A 16,325-nucleotide genomic window follows, 5' to 3' on the forward strand; every position below is an offset into this window, starting at 1 on the left:
CCTGAAAGACATCCTTCATCCTGAGCCTGACAGGCACAAAAAAAGCGAACCTCAAATGAGGTTCGCTTTATGAGGCTGCCAACTGTGGGACAGCAGTGGGGGCACGCCCCCCTCTTACCTGGATACAAACGAGGTGTTATTGAGGAAGAACCTCACCTTCGCCAACAGGGTTGGCCTCATCGCTGACAAAGAACCCGAGCAAGCTCTCGGTAGAGCCAGCAATATGACGGAAATCGACAATCACAGCATCCGAGCCACTGTTCTTGATCGGCGCAAGCGTCCAACTGCCGGTATTACCCGGAGTGCCTTCAGTGAACCTCAGGGTGCCGCTTGTCGTGGCTTCCCAAGGTGCATTAATCGGGTTTGATTCTCCATCGTCCACGAAGGTCATCGTGCCCGTGCCATCTTCGTTGAGATAAATATTGGCCTTGTCATTTTCGCCAACCAGGTCAATGCTGAAATCAATCTCCATCCCTTCGAAGAAGCCATCTTCTTCACGCTCGACGATAACAGTACTGGCATTCCCGGCCAGGTCTTCCAGCTCCACAGCGAAACGGCCGATACGGCTGAAACTAAAGCTGCCGTCGTCAACATGAGTAAAGGCCAGGTCGCCCCACGGTTGCTGTTCATAGGACTCAAGCGCATTAGGAGAATCTGCATCATACAGCCCCCCCGGCCCGTCCGTTTCAGCCTCAACACTGGAGATAGTGAAAGCGCCACCGCTAGTCGAATAGGTTCCCCACTCGGAAGACACCTCTATCGGAGAGGCGCCCTCATAGGATTCCTCATTGGCATTGTGCGCTATGGTGTAGTTGGAATCGTCCAGAATCGTCAGCACATTGAAAGCGCCGCCCTCTTCTGCCAGATACCAGGCACCGACAAGCGGATTTGTCGAACTTTCAATCGCCGTAAACGTCACCGTATTGTCTACGAATTGATCATCCGACAGCTCTTCCGTGACAGTAAGAACAAACTCACTATCGGCCAACTGTAATGTCACGGTTTCACCTGACAGATCAGACAACCCACCACTATTATCGGATTCACCGGACACCGTCAGGGTTAAGTCGCCAGATACGGGATCCCAGGTATAGGTTCCCCATTCGGCAGTTGCAGCCTCTTGATCACCATCATCAGCATTTGAATGAGCAATGATGTAGCGATCATAATCCAGGAAACTCAATACATTGCGGCCATAGTCGTCTACAAACAGCCAACTGCCGCGTAGATCGGCCTGCTGAGAGGCGGCGAAATGCGCTTCGGCCTCTTCTTCTGTTACCAGGGTTTCACCGATCGCCGTTTGCGCCTCGGTTTCAAAAGCGCCGGCAGGCTGATTCACCTCTACATCCTTGCCAACAAAGCTATCAAGCGTTTGCTGACTAATGGTGATGCCGTTGTCAGGATTGCCGTCATCATCCAGGGTCTGCAGCAACCGCAGTACATTGGTTACCACATCCGCATCGTTACCGTCGGCCATATCCGCCGGCGTGACACGCCCGGTTGCCGTTACGGCTGGCAGTTCGGTATCGCCAATGCTAAAGATGACGGTATCACCCTCAACATAATTGTATTCCCCCAGAGCCGTGGTCGTTCCACTCTTGTTCCCTGGGGACGTCTGATAGCTGATACCCGCGACCGCGCTATCGGTGAATACCCCTGTCTCCGTCTTTGCGGAAGGCTCTGGCGCCTTACCACCACCGGACGAGGAGCCCCCGCCCCCACAGGCAGTGAGCATTACCGCCAGCGCCAATGATCCATACTTGAATGTTTTCATGTTCCCTCCAGTGCGAATAAAACTCTTCGAGGACACTAGAAGACCACTGGCGTCCCCGGCGCGCATCCCCCAAATTGGGGATGAGCAGCAACTAACTGTTAACCCCTTGGTATTCAGGCGGGGGCTGATAGGAAAAGGAGAATCAGCCCGCGCTGGAGAGCAGAAAAGGCGTGCGGGAAGGGGGCATCTGGCGTTGTACAGACTGTACCGAGAAAGGGGGGGAGAGGCGCAGAAAATAACCTCGGCGTGACGGTAAGAGCACCGCGACATAGCAAGCCACCGTCACTCCGGAGTTATTCGCTACGCTCACCCCTTCGGGGCCAGACGTCGTCTGCTCTGCGCTTCACTTGTGCCCCGGAGTCTCCCTCAAAGCATCGTAGCCTTTTCAAACACTCTGCCAACGGAAGGAGATCCCGGGGCGAGCCCGGGATGACGGTGGGTTATTGGTTTGCTTAGTCTGCCGTAAAGTTCAGGGTGAAATGACACACGGATTTCTGGCTGTCGTTATTCCATGTCCAGGTTTCCGTTCCCGTGATCGTTCCCGTTATCTTCGGTGACTCACCCGGGTGATAGGTGGCTTCCCAGTTATAGGATTCCTGTGTATAGAAGTAATAACAGCGTTGCTGCCCGTCTGCATCACAGCCTTCGTTTTCCCAAACCACATCACCAACCTCTGACAGAGAGAGGATTCGGGTATCTTTGTCATAAGAGCCAGAATCACTGTAGCTGCCATCTTCATCGGTTCCTTCCAGCGTAAACTGGTCCAGGTCAGCCTTCAGCTTCCAGGTTTCCGAGAAACTTGAGCTATCACCGACGACCAGATCACCAATCGTGCAGCGCATACTGTCATTGTACGGAGGGTTGTTGGCCTCAATCAGCGCACCGGGTTGATAACTGGCGACGGTTTCCGTGATCGTCAAATCCAGCGTTGTCACAGAGTTGGTCGGCTCTGGATCAATGCCGTCCTCAATCCCGTCATCATCCGAGTCAGGGTCAAAATCATTCGGGTCCTGGCCGTTGGGCAGGCCGTCACCATCGATATCATCATCGGCCACGTCCCCTACGCCATCATTGTCAAAATCTTCCTGGCCAGGATTAGGGATAAGAGGGGCGTTATCCAGATCATCAATCACGCCGTCCTCATCCGTATCCTCTTCACAGGCATCACCAATGCCATTGCTGTTAGCATCGGTCTGACTGGTATTGGGGGTCAGGCGGCAGTTGTCAGAAGTGTCGGCAACGCCGTCCCCATCATCGTCGCTGTCACACACATCACCCTGGCCATCGCTGTCGGTATCCAGCTGGCTGGCATTGGGGATTGCCGGGCAATTATCTTCGGCGTCGATGATCTCATCGTTATCCGCATCCAGATCACAGGCATCGCCGATACCATCATTATCGCCATCCGCCTGGTTAAAATTCGGCGTTTCCGGGCAGTTGTCTTCATGATCCAGGATTTCATCGTTGTCCATGTCCTGGTCACAGGCATCCCCTGTACCATCGGCATCCTCATCCTCCTGGTTCGGGTTGGCGATGCCAGGACAGTTGTCTGCGCTGTCAAGGTGGCCATCCAGGTCGCTATCCGCTTCCAGATCTGGGTTTTCCACGGTTTCATCCAGATCCTCGGGGGGATCCACCTCGACTCCGGTTTGTTCTGTTTCTGATGCCAGCAAATCTTCCATGTCACTGATAAGAGTATCGGTGCCCGGCACCTTAACCACGCTCAGGTCCTGGCTCAGATCATCTACCACATTGGTACCGGAAAACCCGGAGATAGGGGCGCCATCAACTTCCCCGTCTACAATTCCATCGCTGGCGTCTTCTGCCAGCATGGCGATAACCTCATCGGAGGACGCCGGCGTACTTGTTCTACCCCCGATCCCGGTAGCTACGGCAACCAGCGCTTCATTCGCCATGCGATATTTCACGACGGAGGAGAAATCCGCCTCCTCCATGCCTTCCACATAGAGAGGCGGTGTTTCAAACAGATTCAGGGCTGGATCGATACCAAACCCCAGCGTGGTAGCGACTTGCGCCTGCGCCGCAGCAAGCTCGCTATCGAAGTTTTCTGTTGTGAGCGCTTTATTGCTCAACAGCTCTACCACCATTGTGGTCATCGGCGTCGCATAAACCGGCTGATTTCCACTCAATTGCGACTGGGTCACAATGGTTTTCAGCGTCTGCATGGCGGCACTGCCGTCATCGGTGGACAAGTCCGTGGTTTCTCCGTCGACGGTAATCACCAGCAGGAAAGGCCCCTCTACTGGCTTCAATGTCAGGCTTTCAATGGCTGCCTGCTGATTAGTGCGCGTTTCTCCGACACTCGCACCCTGCAAATTTTCCGCAGCCAAATCAATGCGATAAGCCGTGACGGGTGCATTGGCCAACGGCCCCTTCACGGCGGCCCCGGACATTTTCATCCCGGAGTTGTTCCCACCATTGTCGGCGGGCGCACTGCTGCTTCCACCACCGCCACAGGCGGACAACGCCGCCGCCACACCAATTGCCAACGCGCTTCGTATAAACCGGCTCTTTGTCGTCATTTCCCCTACCCTCATTCGAGTTTCACCAACGGCAGCGCCTGTCGCACTGCCATTCATTCACTCAAAGAAAAGTAGCCATACTGAAAAAAATCCACATCCCCCAAATGGGGGATAAGCATTTGCTCACCGGGAAACCACTTCTTGCATCATTGCATGGGAGAAAAAAAGGGAACCAACCTACGCTTGAGAGCAAGAAAAGCCCTAATCCGTGAGGTGCGCAGGCTTGACTGATCAGGGCCTTGATCGATATACCCTTGATCTGACTACGAAAACTCGGCCCACGGGAAACATTGCCTCTAACGGCAGGAGATCCCGGACCAGGTCCGGGATTAGGCGGGATACATTCAAGGAAGTCGAATACGCCTCTTCCTGGTAATTCTCTGTACGACCCCTTCGGGGGCAGTCTCTGGCCGTTCTGCGCAGAGTCTTTACCCCGAAGCCTCTTTCCGGCTATTGGGAAACTGTCAGTTTCCCTGCCAAATCTTATTCCTCAGGACAACCTGACCCTGGCTCCTCCATGATTGAAAGCGTGACCGGAATAGGATCAAAGTTATCGGCAAGGTCTACCTCTGTATCAATATACATATAGTAGGTTTTGCTGCTTTCCAGTTGCTCACTGAAAGGATCGCCATCCCACCCTCCGCTTGCCCCCATGCAACTTTCGTCGTCGCAGAGCCATGCCTGCACGTCAATCTCGCCAGCACTTGCATAACCGCAAAAAAAGCCGCTCGCTGACGGTGAAAAGGAAAAGCGATTACTCTCCCAGGTACTGTCAAAAATATAGCCTGAGACCTCACCGCCGGAGGATGGCACCGGCACGATGCTGTCTTCATCTATCCCCACATCACCAGATCCATCACCCGACCCATAATCGCCTGATGACGTATCACCATCACCACAAGGGAGAAACGCTTCACCACCGATCAAATCCAGATAATCCTGGGTGTAGTAGAAGTAGGTTTTGTCAACCTCTACGGCGCAGGAGTAGGGATAACTGGATTTTGCAGGGCACTCACCGGAACGGTAGGAGTAGCCGAAAGAATCTTCCATAGCCAATAGCTCCTGCCTTGCCGCCTCTGTAGGAAGGGTGGCTTCTGTACAGGATCCATCAACAATAATATGCGCAGGGTAATCCCCCCCGCCGGTATCCAGGATTGCCTCACTTCCCTCAACATATTTGAAGACCTGCTCTCCTCCCACGGAGACCATGACCTCAGCATAATCCAACGGAATGCCCGCCTCCTGTGCCTGGCGCTTGTCCTGGCAGCTGGCAATATTGTCGAAGCCGACCAGGCAATAATCGAAAGGATTCCCCTTGACGACACGTTCCGGGATTTGTTCGCTGCAATCAAAGGTTTCGCTGGTTTCCACGCCGGTAACATTATTGCGATAAGTTCCTTCTACCGTCACATCCCCACCAAACGCCGACAGGGTGTAATTGCCAATGGGCATATATAGCTGATTGTCCGATGAACTGTTCTCGCCACAAACGGCCAGCTCTGTGGAGCCTGGGCCGCGCGTCGCCAATCCGAATTGAAAGGCATACAGCCCTTTACTGCTCGCTCCCTTGGTATTGAACAGCAACCGGAAGGTACAGCCCTGCGCATCGGAGACCTCGATCATGCTGGCAGGGCTGGCAACCAGGCCATCATTGGATTCCACAATTTTTCCTCGGCCATAATCCCCAGTCCGCAAACCCAGTCCGGTAATACCGTTGGCCAGCCTTACGCTTGAGATCAGGTAAGCCTGACCGTTTTCATGCAGTACATCCGCAGGCTTCGTAAATTCGGGGTCTTGCGAACCTATGGCATAGGCACTGCTGTCGATAAGGAAGCTGTCGCCATTATTGAGGGACAGGGTCACGTTGAGGGGATCTGTGCTGGTGACACTCAGGTCAGCATCGGAAAAGCCCGCTGCGCAGCCTTCAAAGTAACCGTAATTGATAATTTCTATGGCATTGAAGTTCCCTGGGGCAATATCGGTGACGCGACTGCCTTGGGAGGTAAGAATCTCCATTTTCTGGAAATCCACTCTGGCAACCTCTGCCTCGGTCAGCATTTCCCCTTCACCCGCTGTATCAGCCAGCAAGCCTTGCACGTCGATCTCATTGGACCAGTCCAGGAAGGCATTGGTCGCCACCTCATTCACTGAACTGTCCAGCTGGATACCGTTATCCAGATTGCCATCGACATCAATGCTGACCAGATATTGGATCTTGAGAGTGCCTTCCGGAGAGAAGGCATCTGGAATCAGATGACTCAGCGGGGTATAGCCTGTGCCCGTCACGGTAGCCAGCAGGGTGTCACCCACAAAAAAATCGACGCTATCGCCCTGTTTGTACTGATAGCCTCCGCCAGCATCCACTTCACCTTGAATGCCAGAGCTGGTGACATAACGCAGGCCGGTTATCGGCCCCTGAATTTTGCCACTCCCCGCACTCTTTGCGGCGGCCGAGCTGCTGCCATCGCCGCCGCCCCCTCCGCCACCACAGGCCGTAATAACCAAAGCCAGCCCCATGGCCAGAATCTGCCTGACCGCTTGCACTCTATTCATGATGTCGCCCCCTTTCGCATGTATTCGATGAAACCCTTTCTTTCTCAATTCATCACAAAGAAGCAGGCTAACGGGGACAAACGATGCACACATCCCCAATATTGGGGATGGGTAATCACTTACCGTTCAGACCAGAAAATACAAAGCGTTTGAAATAAACCTGAATGAAAACTAACCCGCACTGGAAAGCAGGAAAGGAACGCGGGGCTGAGTAACCTGCTGTTGGACAGGAAGGGCTCTGACCAGTTTGGTGAGCTGGGCCTGGCTGGTGACTTCGGTTTTGATAAAAATGCTTTTAATCTGGCTACGCACCGTGTGGAGAGAAACATTGCCACTGGCGGCAATATCCGCCGGCTTTTCGCCCTGCGCAACCAGGGCCGCAACACGCGCTTCCGCCGGGGTGAGATCCAGCAAGGAGGCGAGCTTGCCAAGATCCATCTGCGACTGCTGTTCGCCATCCACCAGATAGATAGCAACGTGCGCGGGGACCGGCATCAGGCTACTGTCTGCATCCGGGTGCAGGGGAATTACCTGCATGAGCAAGGGCGTGCGCCCGCAACGCCATACCGGGACGACACCGCCAGTTACCGGGGCATGGACATTGCTGCCATCGAAGGAAGCGGCGAGCAGTCTATCCAGTAGATCTTGTGCGGCCTTGTTCTTTAGACGCAGTTTTCTGGTATGCATGCGAAGAGAGGGTTCTGCACGCAGCATTTCCCAGGCAGACTCGGAGGCGTACACCACCTCTTTGCGAACATTCAGCAACAACATGGCACCGAACCGGCCTTGTTGCTCCAGATAATCCTGCTGTTGTTTACGCTGGTGGATAATTGCTTCAAGCCGAAGAGCGCGGCGAATATGTGGCGTTAGTGCATTAAAGGCATTGGTCTCGTTACGGGTAAAATGGCCCTGCCCGCCGGTACGCTGCATAAACATCTGTATGGTCTGGCCTTCGTGCTGCCAAACCGTTCCGCTGGCACCATGGTGAATATCCAAACCACGGGCCCAATCATTGAAGAACTCGGACCGGTAGAACGTTTTCTGATCGCAGATACCATCCAGAAATGAGGAATAAAATTTACCCGGCGGCAGCGAAGCCAATCCGGGTCGCCAGGGGCAAAGGTTCACATAGTGCTCTACAAACGCCTTGTGAGCACTGGCATCGGTGTTAACCTGCACGCCGTTGAACACTTGGTCGGCATCCTTGTTCATCACCAGGATACGCGCCGAACGACTGCCAGACAGGCTCACCATCCGGTTCAGGAACTCCTGCCAGCCGGATTTTTCGTAAGGTGCGTAGTAGAGGGCGTCCAGTAAAGCATTCAGCCCTTTGCCAACAAACATAACCCGCCTCTTTCTTCCCCCTGCTCAAACAATACCACAAAGATTATCGTCCCAAGCTCATGTCTTATACCGGCAAATTCAGCACCAGCGCGGTCAGTTGTGACTGGGAATGCGCCCCGGTCTTACGGTAGATATTTTTGATGTGATGGCGGACGGTGTGCACAGAAAGGTTCAGTTGATCCGCGATTTGCCCCGGCTTTTGACCGCGCGCAATTCCATTGGCAATCCGCGACTCCGACTCGGTCAATCCCAGACACTGTCCGATCAACTCTTCTTCACTATTTTCTTCGCTCGGCTCTGCGACGATAAAGACCGCCAGCAAACCATGCGACAGGAACAACGCTTCATCGCGAGGCTGCACCGTACTGACCAGCAATCGCATAGACTCCTTCCCTGCATCGCCAATGTTCACCATCCCGGTGTATTTGCGCGTTAGGCACTCCTGCATGAGCGCATCCAGCTGCACCTGAGACTGTCGAAAGGACAGTCTCAGGCGATTCTCTTCGAGCCTCACCGAGGCTGCTCTCATCAACTGCTTCTCTGCTTCCGCAGACACGAAAACCACGTTCTGCTGACCGTCCAGAAGCAACATGGCTCCCTGTCTTTGCCGGTAGACCGCAATCTGACGATCATCCAATAGTCTGGCGGCTTCCTCCTGACGAAGGGCTCTGGCAATGTGCGGCATTAGCCCTTCAATCAATTCCTTTACAGCAGCCCCAAACTCGCCCTGCTCTGCTGGACGCTGCACAGTCAGCACCAATAGTGCATCGTCCGTATCATGCCGAACATCACACAGGGTGAGCGCGGACGCGCCACGGCTGTCGGACTTTACAAGGGCGCGGCTACTCTGATAACCGCCCAGTCGCTGGTCGTTCTCCCTATTCAGCATCAACAGTTGAGCGGATTGCCCACCGCTCAATACACTGATCCGGTCCAGGCAATCCTGCCATCCATCTCTTTGATGCGCCGCGAAATAAATCGCGTCCATAATCTCTGCCAGATCCTTGTCCCGCGACACCCCGGTTCCTCCCTATCTCTTGAGGTTCAGAGTAATCAGGCAGCGCTATCCGCGCATCCCCCAAATGGGGGACTGACAGCAAAACGCCCGCATAGGCGGGCGTTTGAGGCAAGGAAGGGCGATATGAGCGAGGGAGCCAGCCTGAAAGACTGAGTACGCAAGGAGTTATTCAAGGTTCCCTAACGGTCCGCGCCCTGTTGGCGGGCTCGCTGCTGTCGCTCTCTCAGGCCCACGGCGTCATTTTCCAACAGCTCCCAGCCCTGAAGATTATCTTCGATAAGCTGAGTCAGGGCATCCAGGTGCGCCGGCTCGGCATTCATGGCAGAGATATAGGCAAAAGACTCGCCACCGGCCGCCTCGAAGTAGCCCCGGTTCTCCTCATCGATTTCCTCTACCGTTTCCAGGCAGTCCGCAGAAAAGCCGGGGCAAAAAACCTGCACGGATTTCACGCCCTGCCCGGGCAGGGATTTCAGGGTGGCATCGGTGTAAGGCTGCAGCCATTCTTCCCGCCCGAAACGGGACTGGAACGTCGTCATCCATTGATCATCGGCAAGCCCCAGTGCCTCGGCCAGCAGCCGTGAGGTTTTGTGGCATTCGCAAAAGTACGGATCTCCCTTCAACAGGAAGCGTTTGGGCACACCGTGATAACTGAAGACCAATTTGTCTGCGGCGCCATGCTGCTTCCGGTAGGCCGCAATGTGGCCGGCCATGGCCTGAATATAAGGCGGGTAATCCGGGTAATGGCTGATAAAACGCAGGTCCGGCAACCAGCGCCGCTGCATGAAATCCCGTGCCACCGCATCGAAGGTTGAGGCGTTGGTGGACGCCGAGTACTGCGGGTACAGGGGCAGCACCAACAACTGGCGCACACCATCGTCTTGCATGGCCTGCAGCTGACTGGCGATGGATGGATTACCATAACGCATGGCAAGACGCACCACCACACCGTCACCGTATTTCTGCTGCAGACGCGCCCGGATGCCATCCGCCTGGTCCTGGCTGTGCACCAGCAGCGGCGAGCCCCTTTCCGTCCATACACCTTTATACGCCTGGGCGGAGCGACGCGGGCGAATCACCAGGATCACCATGTTAAGAATGAAGAACCAGATAACCCGGGGAATTTCCACCACCCGGGTATCGGACAAGAACTCGCGCAGGTAACGACGCAGAGCGCCGGCTTCTGGCGCATCCGGGGTGCCCAGATTGGTGATCAGCACACCGATTTTATCGGGTTGCTGATGGTCAAAGTTTTCTTGTCCCTGATAGGCCATGAAGTGATCTCACTTGGTTGCCATTCTGATAGAGGGGGAGCTCGACTCGCCCCCAGGCTACTATGCCCGTTAGTGTAGCGGCATCACGTCAAGACGCCATGGCCGCCAGGCTATCAGCACCACAGGAAAGCATTACTCCGGGAGCACGCCTTCATGGCGCGCCAGTTCCTCACGAAACGCATCCGGAACCGGTGCCGACGCCTGCTTTTCATGATCAAAATACACCTGAACCGCCCGCCCGCGAGCCACCAGGGCACCGTTCTGCCAGGCCTGCTGGGTAACCACAAAGGAGCTGTTGCCAATGCGTTCAATACCGGTACGCAGGGTCACATCACTGCCGTAGTAAATCTGGGCAACGAAATCGACTTCGACACGGGCAAGAATCAACGGCAGCGAGGCCGGATTGCGGCCGCCACCGAAAAGCTGAAACAGTGGCGCCCGGCCCGTTTCGAACCAACCCGTAACAACCGTGTTGTTCACGTGGCCGAAGGCGTCGGTTTCATAAAAGCGGGGAGTGACGGTTTGTTCAAACATGACCGGATCCGATACAGGGAAGGGGCTGCCATAATACCCATGGCGCCCCACAAATCGAACCCTTGCTCCAGACGAAAGCGGCTACCTCAACTGCCCTGCAGGTGATCCAGATCCGCCCGCAGCTTCTTGACGGTTTCCTCCCGGGTGTACTGCTCCACCTGCAACTGCTCTACCCGCGCCATCAACGCCAGGATGCTCTCACTGGCACGCTCCATGGTTTCCCCCATCTCGCTGGATTGCCCCGCGCCACCCTCCAGCGCCTGCAACTCTTGATCCTGGGTCTCCAGCTGCTGGCGCGCCCGGCGTAGCTGGTCAGAGGCGTCGCTTAACGCACGCTGCTCCTCCAGCAGCGCCCGCCGCAGCCGATCCAGCATGGATTGGTACGCATCGCTCCCCACCGCAATCTGCTGCCAGTCAGCAAAGCGCTCCCGTAACAGGGAGGCCGGCAGCCCTGCAGGAAGATCCGTAAGAGGCAGGCTGATCCGTGCCCGCGGCGGCGCCTCCTCGTCAAGCGGCTCGGTTTGCTCCCCCTCGACCCGCGCCATACCCGGCAACACAACCGACTCCCCAGCCCCGGGCCCTGCCGTCACCACCAGCTCCCGGGCATCCGCATCGGCATAGCGCACCAGTTGCAGGTCCTCCTGCAGTACCAGCCCAACCTCGAACTGGTAGGAGGTAACCACATGCCCTTTGTTGCCCTCTTTCTGGCGGTCGGTCACCGCCAGCGACTCCACCTGCCAAACGCTCAGATTGTTATCCTGCAAGGCTTGGCGAACCTGCTGTTCCAGATACTCATGGCCGCTGTCATCACTGCAGCCCGCCACAAAGAGTCCCAGTAGCCCGGCAGCTATTATCCCTATCAGGGTGGGTTTTCTTCTCATGGTCCCCTCGCTTTCCTGACGTGTCCGCCTAATACGCGCCTTTTTGCTCATTTTTTCAACCCCATACTGACCGCCGGGCGGGACTGCCTTTTGCCCGGCAAGCCGGTACAATGCCGCCTCTTTCTTCCCGCCGCCTGCCGACAACCCCCGCAGCCGGCGATGGCGCGCCCCGGCCGCCCTCTCGTTACAGGACAGTCTCTTGATTTCTACCGCGAACATCACCATGCAGTTTGGCGCCAAGCCGCTGTTTGAAAACGTCTCCGTCAAATTCGGTAACGGCAACCGCTACGGCCTGATCGGCGCCAACGGCTGCGGCAAATCCACCTTTATGAAAATCCTCGGTGGCGAACTGCAGCCCAGCAATGGTCAGGTGATGCTGGACCCCAATGATCGCCTTGGCAAACTGCGCCAGGACCAGTTCGCCTTCGAGGAACACACGGTGCTGGACACCGTGATCATGGGGCACAGCGAACTGGCAGCGGTAAAAGCCGAGCGCGACCGGATTTACAGCCTGCCGGAAATGAGCGAAGAAGACGGCATGCGCGTGGCCGAACTGGAAATGCAATTCGCGGAGATGGACGGCTACACCGCCGAAGCCCGGGCCGGTGACCTGCTGCTGGGGCTGGGCATTCCCGAAGAACAACACGCCGGCCCCATGACCGCCGTGGCGCCGGGCTGGAAATTGCGCGTACTGCTTGCCCAGGCCCTGTTCTCCGATCCGGACGTCTTGCTACTGGATGAGCCCACCAACCATCTGGATATCCACACCATCCGCTGGCTGGAAGATATTCTGGTGGCCCGCTCCAGCACCATGATTATCATTTCCCACGACCGGCACTTCCTGAACAGCGTGTGCACCCACATGGCGGATCTGGATTACGGTGAGCTGCGCCTGTTCCCGGGCAACTACGACGAGTACATGACCGCCGCCACCGCCGCCCGTGACCGTCTGTATGCGGACAACGCCAAGAAGAAAAAGGAAATCGCTGACCTGCAGAGCTTTGTCAGCCGCTTCTCGGCCAACGCCTCCAAGGCCAAACAGGCCACCAGCCGGGCAAAGCAGATCGACAAAATCCAGCTGGAAGAGGTGAAACCCTCCAGCCGGATCAGCCCTTATATTCGTTTTGAGCAGACCAAGAAACTGCACCGCCAGGCGGTGACACTGGAAGGGCTGGGCAAGCATTACGATGATCTGACTCTGTTCCAGGACCTGAGCCTGCAAGTAGAAGCTGGCGAACGGGTCGCCATTATCGGACCCAACGGCATTGGCAAAACCACCCTGTTACGCTGCCTGGCCGGTGATCTGGCTGCCGACAATGGCACGGTGAAATGGGCAGAAGCCGCCGAGCTGGGTTACTTCGCCCAGGATCACAGCCACGACTTTGAACAGGACATGATCCTGTTCGACTGGATGGCCCAGTGGACCAGCGATGGCGAACAGGCGGTGCGCGCAGCGTTGGGTCGCATGTTGTTTTCCAATGACGAAGTGCTGAAATCCGTGAAGGTGATTTCCGGTGGCGAACAGGGCCGCATGTTGTTTGGCAAGCTGACCCTGACCAAACCCAATGTGCTGTTGCTGGATGAGCCCACCAACCACCTGGACATGGAATCCATCGAAGCGCTGAACCTGGCGCTGGAGAATTATCCGGGTACGCTGTTCTTTGTCAGCCATGACCGGGAATTCGTCAGCTCGCTGGCCACCCGCATTCTGGAAATCACCCCCGAAGGCGTTCGCGACTTCACCGGCAACTACGATGATTACCTGCGCAGTATTGATGTGGACGGCTGATGTTACTGTAGGAGTTCCCTTCCAGGGGACGAATCGCGCGCAGCGCGACCATCGCCGACAGGCGATTAAAAGGCCCATTACTATTCAGCACACAGGCCAGCCTTAACGATTTCGAATATTAACAACGCCGGATTCGTCCCCTGGAAGGGAACTCTTACAGCGGCTTCGAATCTGGTGACGAGCACAAGGATAACCCCATGACCGACATCGATCAGAGCACCCGTACCGAGATGGAAGCCGCCGCGTTTCGCCGGCTCCTTCAGCATCTGGATGAACACAAGGATGTGCAGAATATCGACCTGATGATCCTGGCGGATTTCTGCCGTAACTGCCTGTCGAAATGGTTGGTGGCCGCCGCTGAAGAGCGCCAGGTAGCGCTGGATTACGAGGCCGCGCGGGAGTGGGTATATGGCATGCCGTTCGCCGACTGGAAAGCCCGTTTCCAGACGCCCGCGTCCCCGGAACAGTTAGCCGCTTTTGAGGCCAGGCAGAAGGCCCGGCAACAAGACTGAAACGCAACGATTTGCGCAAGCTCACCAAGCGCGACCACGGTGCCTATTTTCACTCGTAATGCGGCGCCGGCATAACAAGAGAGGCGGCCCGCAGGCCGCCAGCTGGACATGGATGTCTTGTTATTCTTCGCTGAACACGCTCTCGACCTGATAGACAGCGGTAGTGCCGCTGACTTCATGGCCCACCACCAGCAACGCCTCACCGCTGGGAGAATCCGTCGCAGGAATAAACACCAGCCCTTCCGGCCCCAGATCGCCCGCGATGGTACCAATCTGGCTTTCCGCGATCAGGCCATCATCGATCAGGTCTTCGATATCTTCACTATCTCCACCGCCGCCCCAGTAGTTGCGGCTGTTGAAATAGTCCTGATAGATCGGTGCCGCCGGATCGGTGATGTCATAGACCAACACGCCACCCATGCGCTCCAGCCCCAGGAACAGGAAAGTCTTGTTGCCGATGGCACCGATGGTCAGCCCTTCCGGCTCTGGCCCCTTGGCATCACTGCGGCTATCCATGGCATTGATTTCATCATGCCCGGCATTGAAGAAATCCCGGCAGGCCACATCCCGATTCTGGCTCAGCCAGCAACCATCACTGGCAAGGAACTGTTCGATCATGTCACCACTGTCGAATACCTGCTTGCCATCCTCACCCCAGATGGAGAAAGATCGGCCACCATAGCTGTACAGGGTGTCATACATAAGGCGGTTACCGTCGTCATCCTGGTCGCCCGCGTCGTTGAACAGCAGCGGCTTGCCATTGTCGTCGGTCTTGTAGCCCTGCACCCAGGTGATATTCAGGCGACCCAGCAACTCATCGTCACGGCAATCCCCTGGGTCTCCGGCGGCGGCCCCGCAATAGCCAAATACATCCGGGTCCAGCAGGGCCCCTTCCGCCAGCGCCAGCAGTTGTGGCGGCATGTCATCGCCGCAACGACGCTCAAAGCCATCGGCATGAACCAGATGCTTGACGCGGAGTTCCTCTACAAAGCCAAGAGAGGCATCACCACATTCGGTGCTGTTAACCTTAAGATCTTCATTCCAGTAACCCTCGTTGTCTTCCCCCCAAGCGCGGGCGTCCCCCTCGTTAGCGGTGACCAGATAGGTAGCGCCATTGGCCTGGTAGGCATGAATGGCATCGGGCAGATACAGGCCCATCACGCCGGCGTGGGTGGTGATATTGATAACCCCCCCGTCTTCATCGCTGAAATCCATGGCAACCACACCACGATCAATCTCGCCTAGCGGCAGAATATCCGTGACCTCTCCGGCGAGGATGTCGACCTTGGCCAGGGCGTTGTTTTCCTGCAGGGTCACCCAAGCCGTCTGGCTGTCCGCCGAAATGGCAATGTATTCCGGCTCCAGGTCTTGGGACACGGAGGCATTGGGACCATAAATTCGCACGCCCCTGTCTCGCAGGGTGGCGGCATCAAAAGCGTCAAAGCCCGCCGTGATCACGACCGGGTTGGCCGGATCACTGAAATCCACAATGCTGATGGAGCCGTCCGGGTCCGTCTGGTAATCGTCGCTGGGCTCGCCCTCATTGGCGGTGAGTACACGGGTTCCATCCGGGGTAAACGCCACCATGTCCGGCTGGGCGCCCACTTGCTGGCTACCTAACAAGGTCAGATCACTGGCCTTATAGAGGGCAACAAAACCGTTGTCCGTTTTGGGATCGGCTTCAATCGCCACGGCCACCAGACCATGGCTGGTAGCGACACTATTCACTTCGGCGCCCGCCGCAATGCCTGCGGCACTGATCGCATCAATCTTGACCGGATTCTCAGGATCGCTCAGGTCCAGTACATCCAGCTCACCCTGTTCCGCATTCACCACAAACAGGCGCTGGCTGGCCGCGTCATAGGCCGGGATCTCGGCGGCGGAAGCATCAAAGCTGCCCGTGGAATAACGGCTCACATAGGACAACCGGATACTGTCTGGCGTGCGCACCGCTTCATCGACAGCGGCATCAGACTCATTGTTGTCGCCACCACAGGCGGTCAACGCCGCCGCCAGCACCACGCTGGCCCCCAGATACAAAGTCTTCATTGAATAACCCCTGCTGTTTATTTTCCCCAAACGAATTGCTTTCAGGGTTTTACAGGT

General features: G+C 56.3%; 11 protein-coding genes. 2 read left to right on the forward strand and 9 right to left on the reverse strand.

The features are described 5' to 3' along the window. Nucleotides 1-136 precede the first annotated feature (136 nt). From COA55_RS14345 to COA55_RS14380, 8 genes are all read right to left on the reverse strand, one after another. A complete protein-coding gene (locus COA55_RS14345) occupies nt 137-1,774 on the reverse strand; it encodes a hypothetical protein (RefSeq protein WP_290502692.1) in 1,638 nt (545 codons plus the stop codon). 452 nt (nt 1,775-2,226) lie between these two features. Next, the gene (locus COA55_RS14350) at nt 2,227-4,317 is read right to left on the reverse strand and encodes a thrombospondin type 3 repeat-containing protein (RefSeq protein ID WP_290502693.1); all 2,091 of its coding nucleotides are present in this window, start codon (nt 4,315-4,317) and stop codon (nt 2,227-2,229) included. A gap of 483 nt (nt 4,318-4,800) precedes the next feature. Continuing rightward, on the reverse strand, nt 4,801-6,834 hold the full coding sequence (locus tag COA55_RS14355) for a hypothetical protein (protein ID WP_290502694.1): 2,034 nt from the start codon (nt 6,832-6,834) through the stop codon (nt 4,801-4,803). Nucleotides 6,835-7,041: 207 nt separating this feature from the next. After that, nucleotides 7,042-8,214 carry a helix-turn-helix transcriptional regulator gene (locus tag COA55_RS14360; protein WP_063539392.1) on the reverse strand — a complete coding sequence of 391 codons (1,173 nt, stop codon included), beginning with the start codon at nt 8,212-8,214 and terminating at the stop codon, nt 7,042-7,044. 64 nt (nt 8,215-8,278) lie between these two features. Further along, nucleotides 8,279-9,202: a helix-turn-helix transcriptional regulator gene (locus COA55_RS14365; RefSeq protein ID WP_290502695.1), complete on the reverse strand. Its 924-nt coding sequence runs from the start codon at nt 9,200-9,202 to the stop codon at nt 8,279-8,281. Nucleotides 9,203-9,411: 209 nt separating this feature from the next. After that, the gene (gene hemH, locus COA55_RS14370) at nt 9,412-10,503 is read right to left on the reverse strand and encodes a ferrochelatase (protein WP_290502696.1); all 1,092 of its coding nucleotides are present in this window, start codon (nt 10,501-10,503) and stop codon (nt 9,412-9,414) included. A 132-nt stretch (nt 10,504-10,635) separates the two neighbouring features. Then, complete coding sequence (locus COA55_RS14375) at nt 10,636-11,037, reverse strand: thioesterase family protein (protein WP_063521602.1); 402 nt, start codon at nt 11,035-11,037, stop codon at nt 10,636-10,638. A gap of 86 nt (nt 11,038-11,123) precedes the next feature. Further along, nucleotides 11,124-11,918 carry a hypothetical protein gene (locus COA55_RS14380; protein ID WP_290502697.1) on the reverse strand — a complete coding sequence of 265 codons (795 nt, stop codon included), beginning with the start codon at nt 11,916-11,918 and terminating at the stop codon, nt 11,124-11,126. A gap of 199 nt (nt 11,919-12,117) precedes the next feature. Between COA55_RS14380 and COA55_RS14385 the strand changes: the two genes are divergently transcribed. Both COA55_RS14385 and COA55_RS14390 read left to right on the forward strand, forming a co-directional pair. Continuing rightward, complete coding sequence (locus tag COA55_RS14385; RefSeq protein WP_290502698.1) at nt 12,118-13,707, forward strand: ABC-F family ATPase; 1,590 nt, start codon at nt 12,118-12,120, stop codon at nt 13,705-13,707. 197 nt (nt 13,708-13,904) lie between these two features. After that, entirely contained in the window at nt 13,905-14,219 is a 315-nt protein-coding gene (locus COA55_RS14390; RefSeq protein ID WP_063521213.1) for a DUF1244 domain-containing protein, read from the forward strand. A 120-nt stretch (nt 14,220-14,339) separates the two neighbouring features. Here the strand turns inward: COA55_RS14390 and COA55_RS14395 are convergent, their stop codons facing one another. Then, entirely contained in the window at nt 14,340-16,268 is a 1,929-nt protein-coding gene (locus COA55_RS14395) for a choice-of-anchor I family protein (protein WP_290502699.1), read from the reverse strand. Nucleotides 16,269-16,325 lie beyond the last annotated feature (57 nt).

This window comes from Alcanivorax sp., assembly GCF_002733835.1.
GTDB lineage: Bacteria > Pseudomonadota > Gammaproteobacteria > Pseudomonadales > Alcanivoracaceae > Alcanivorax.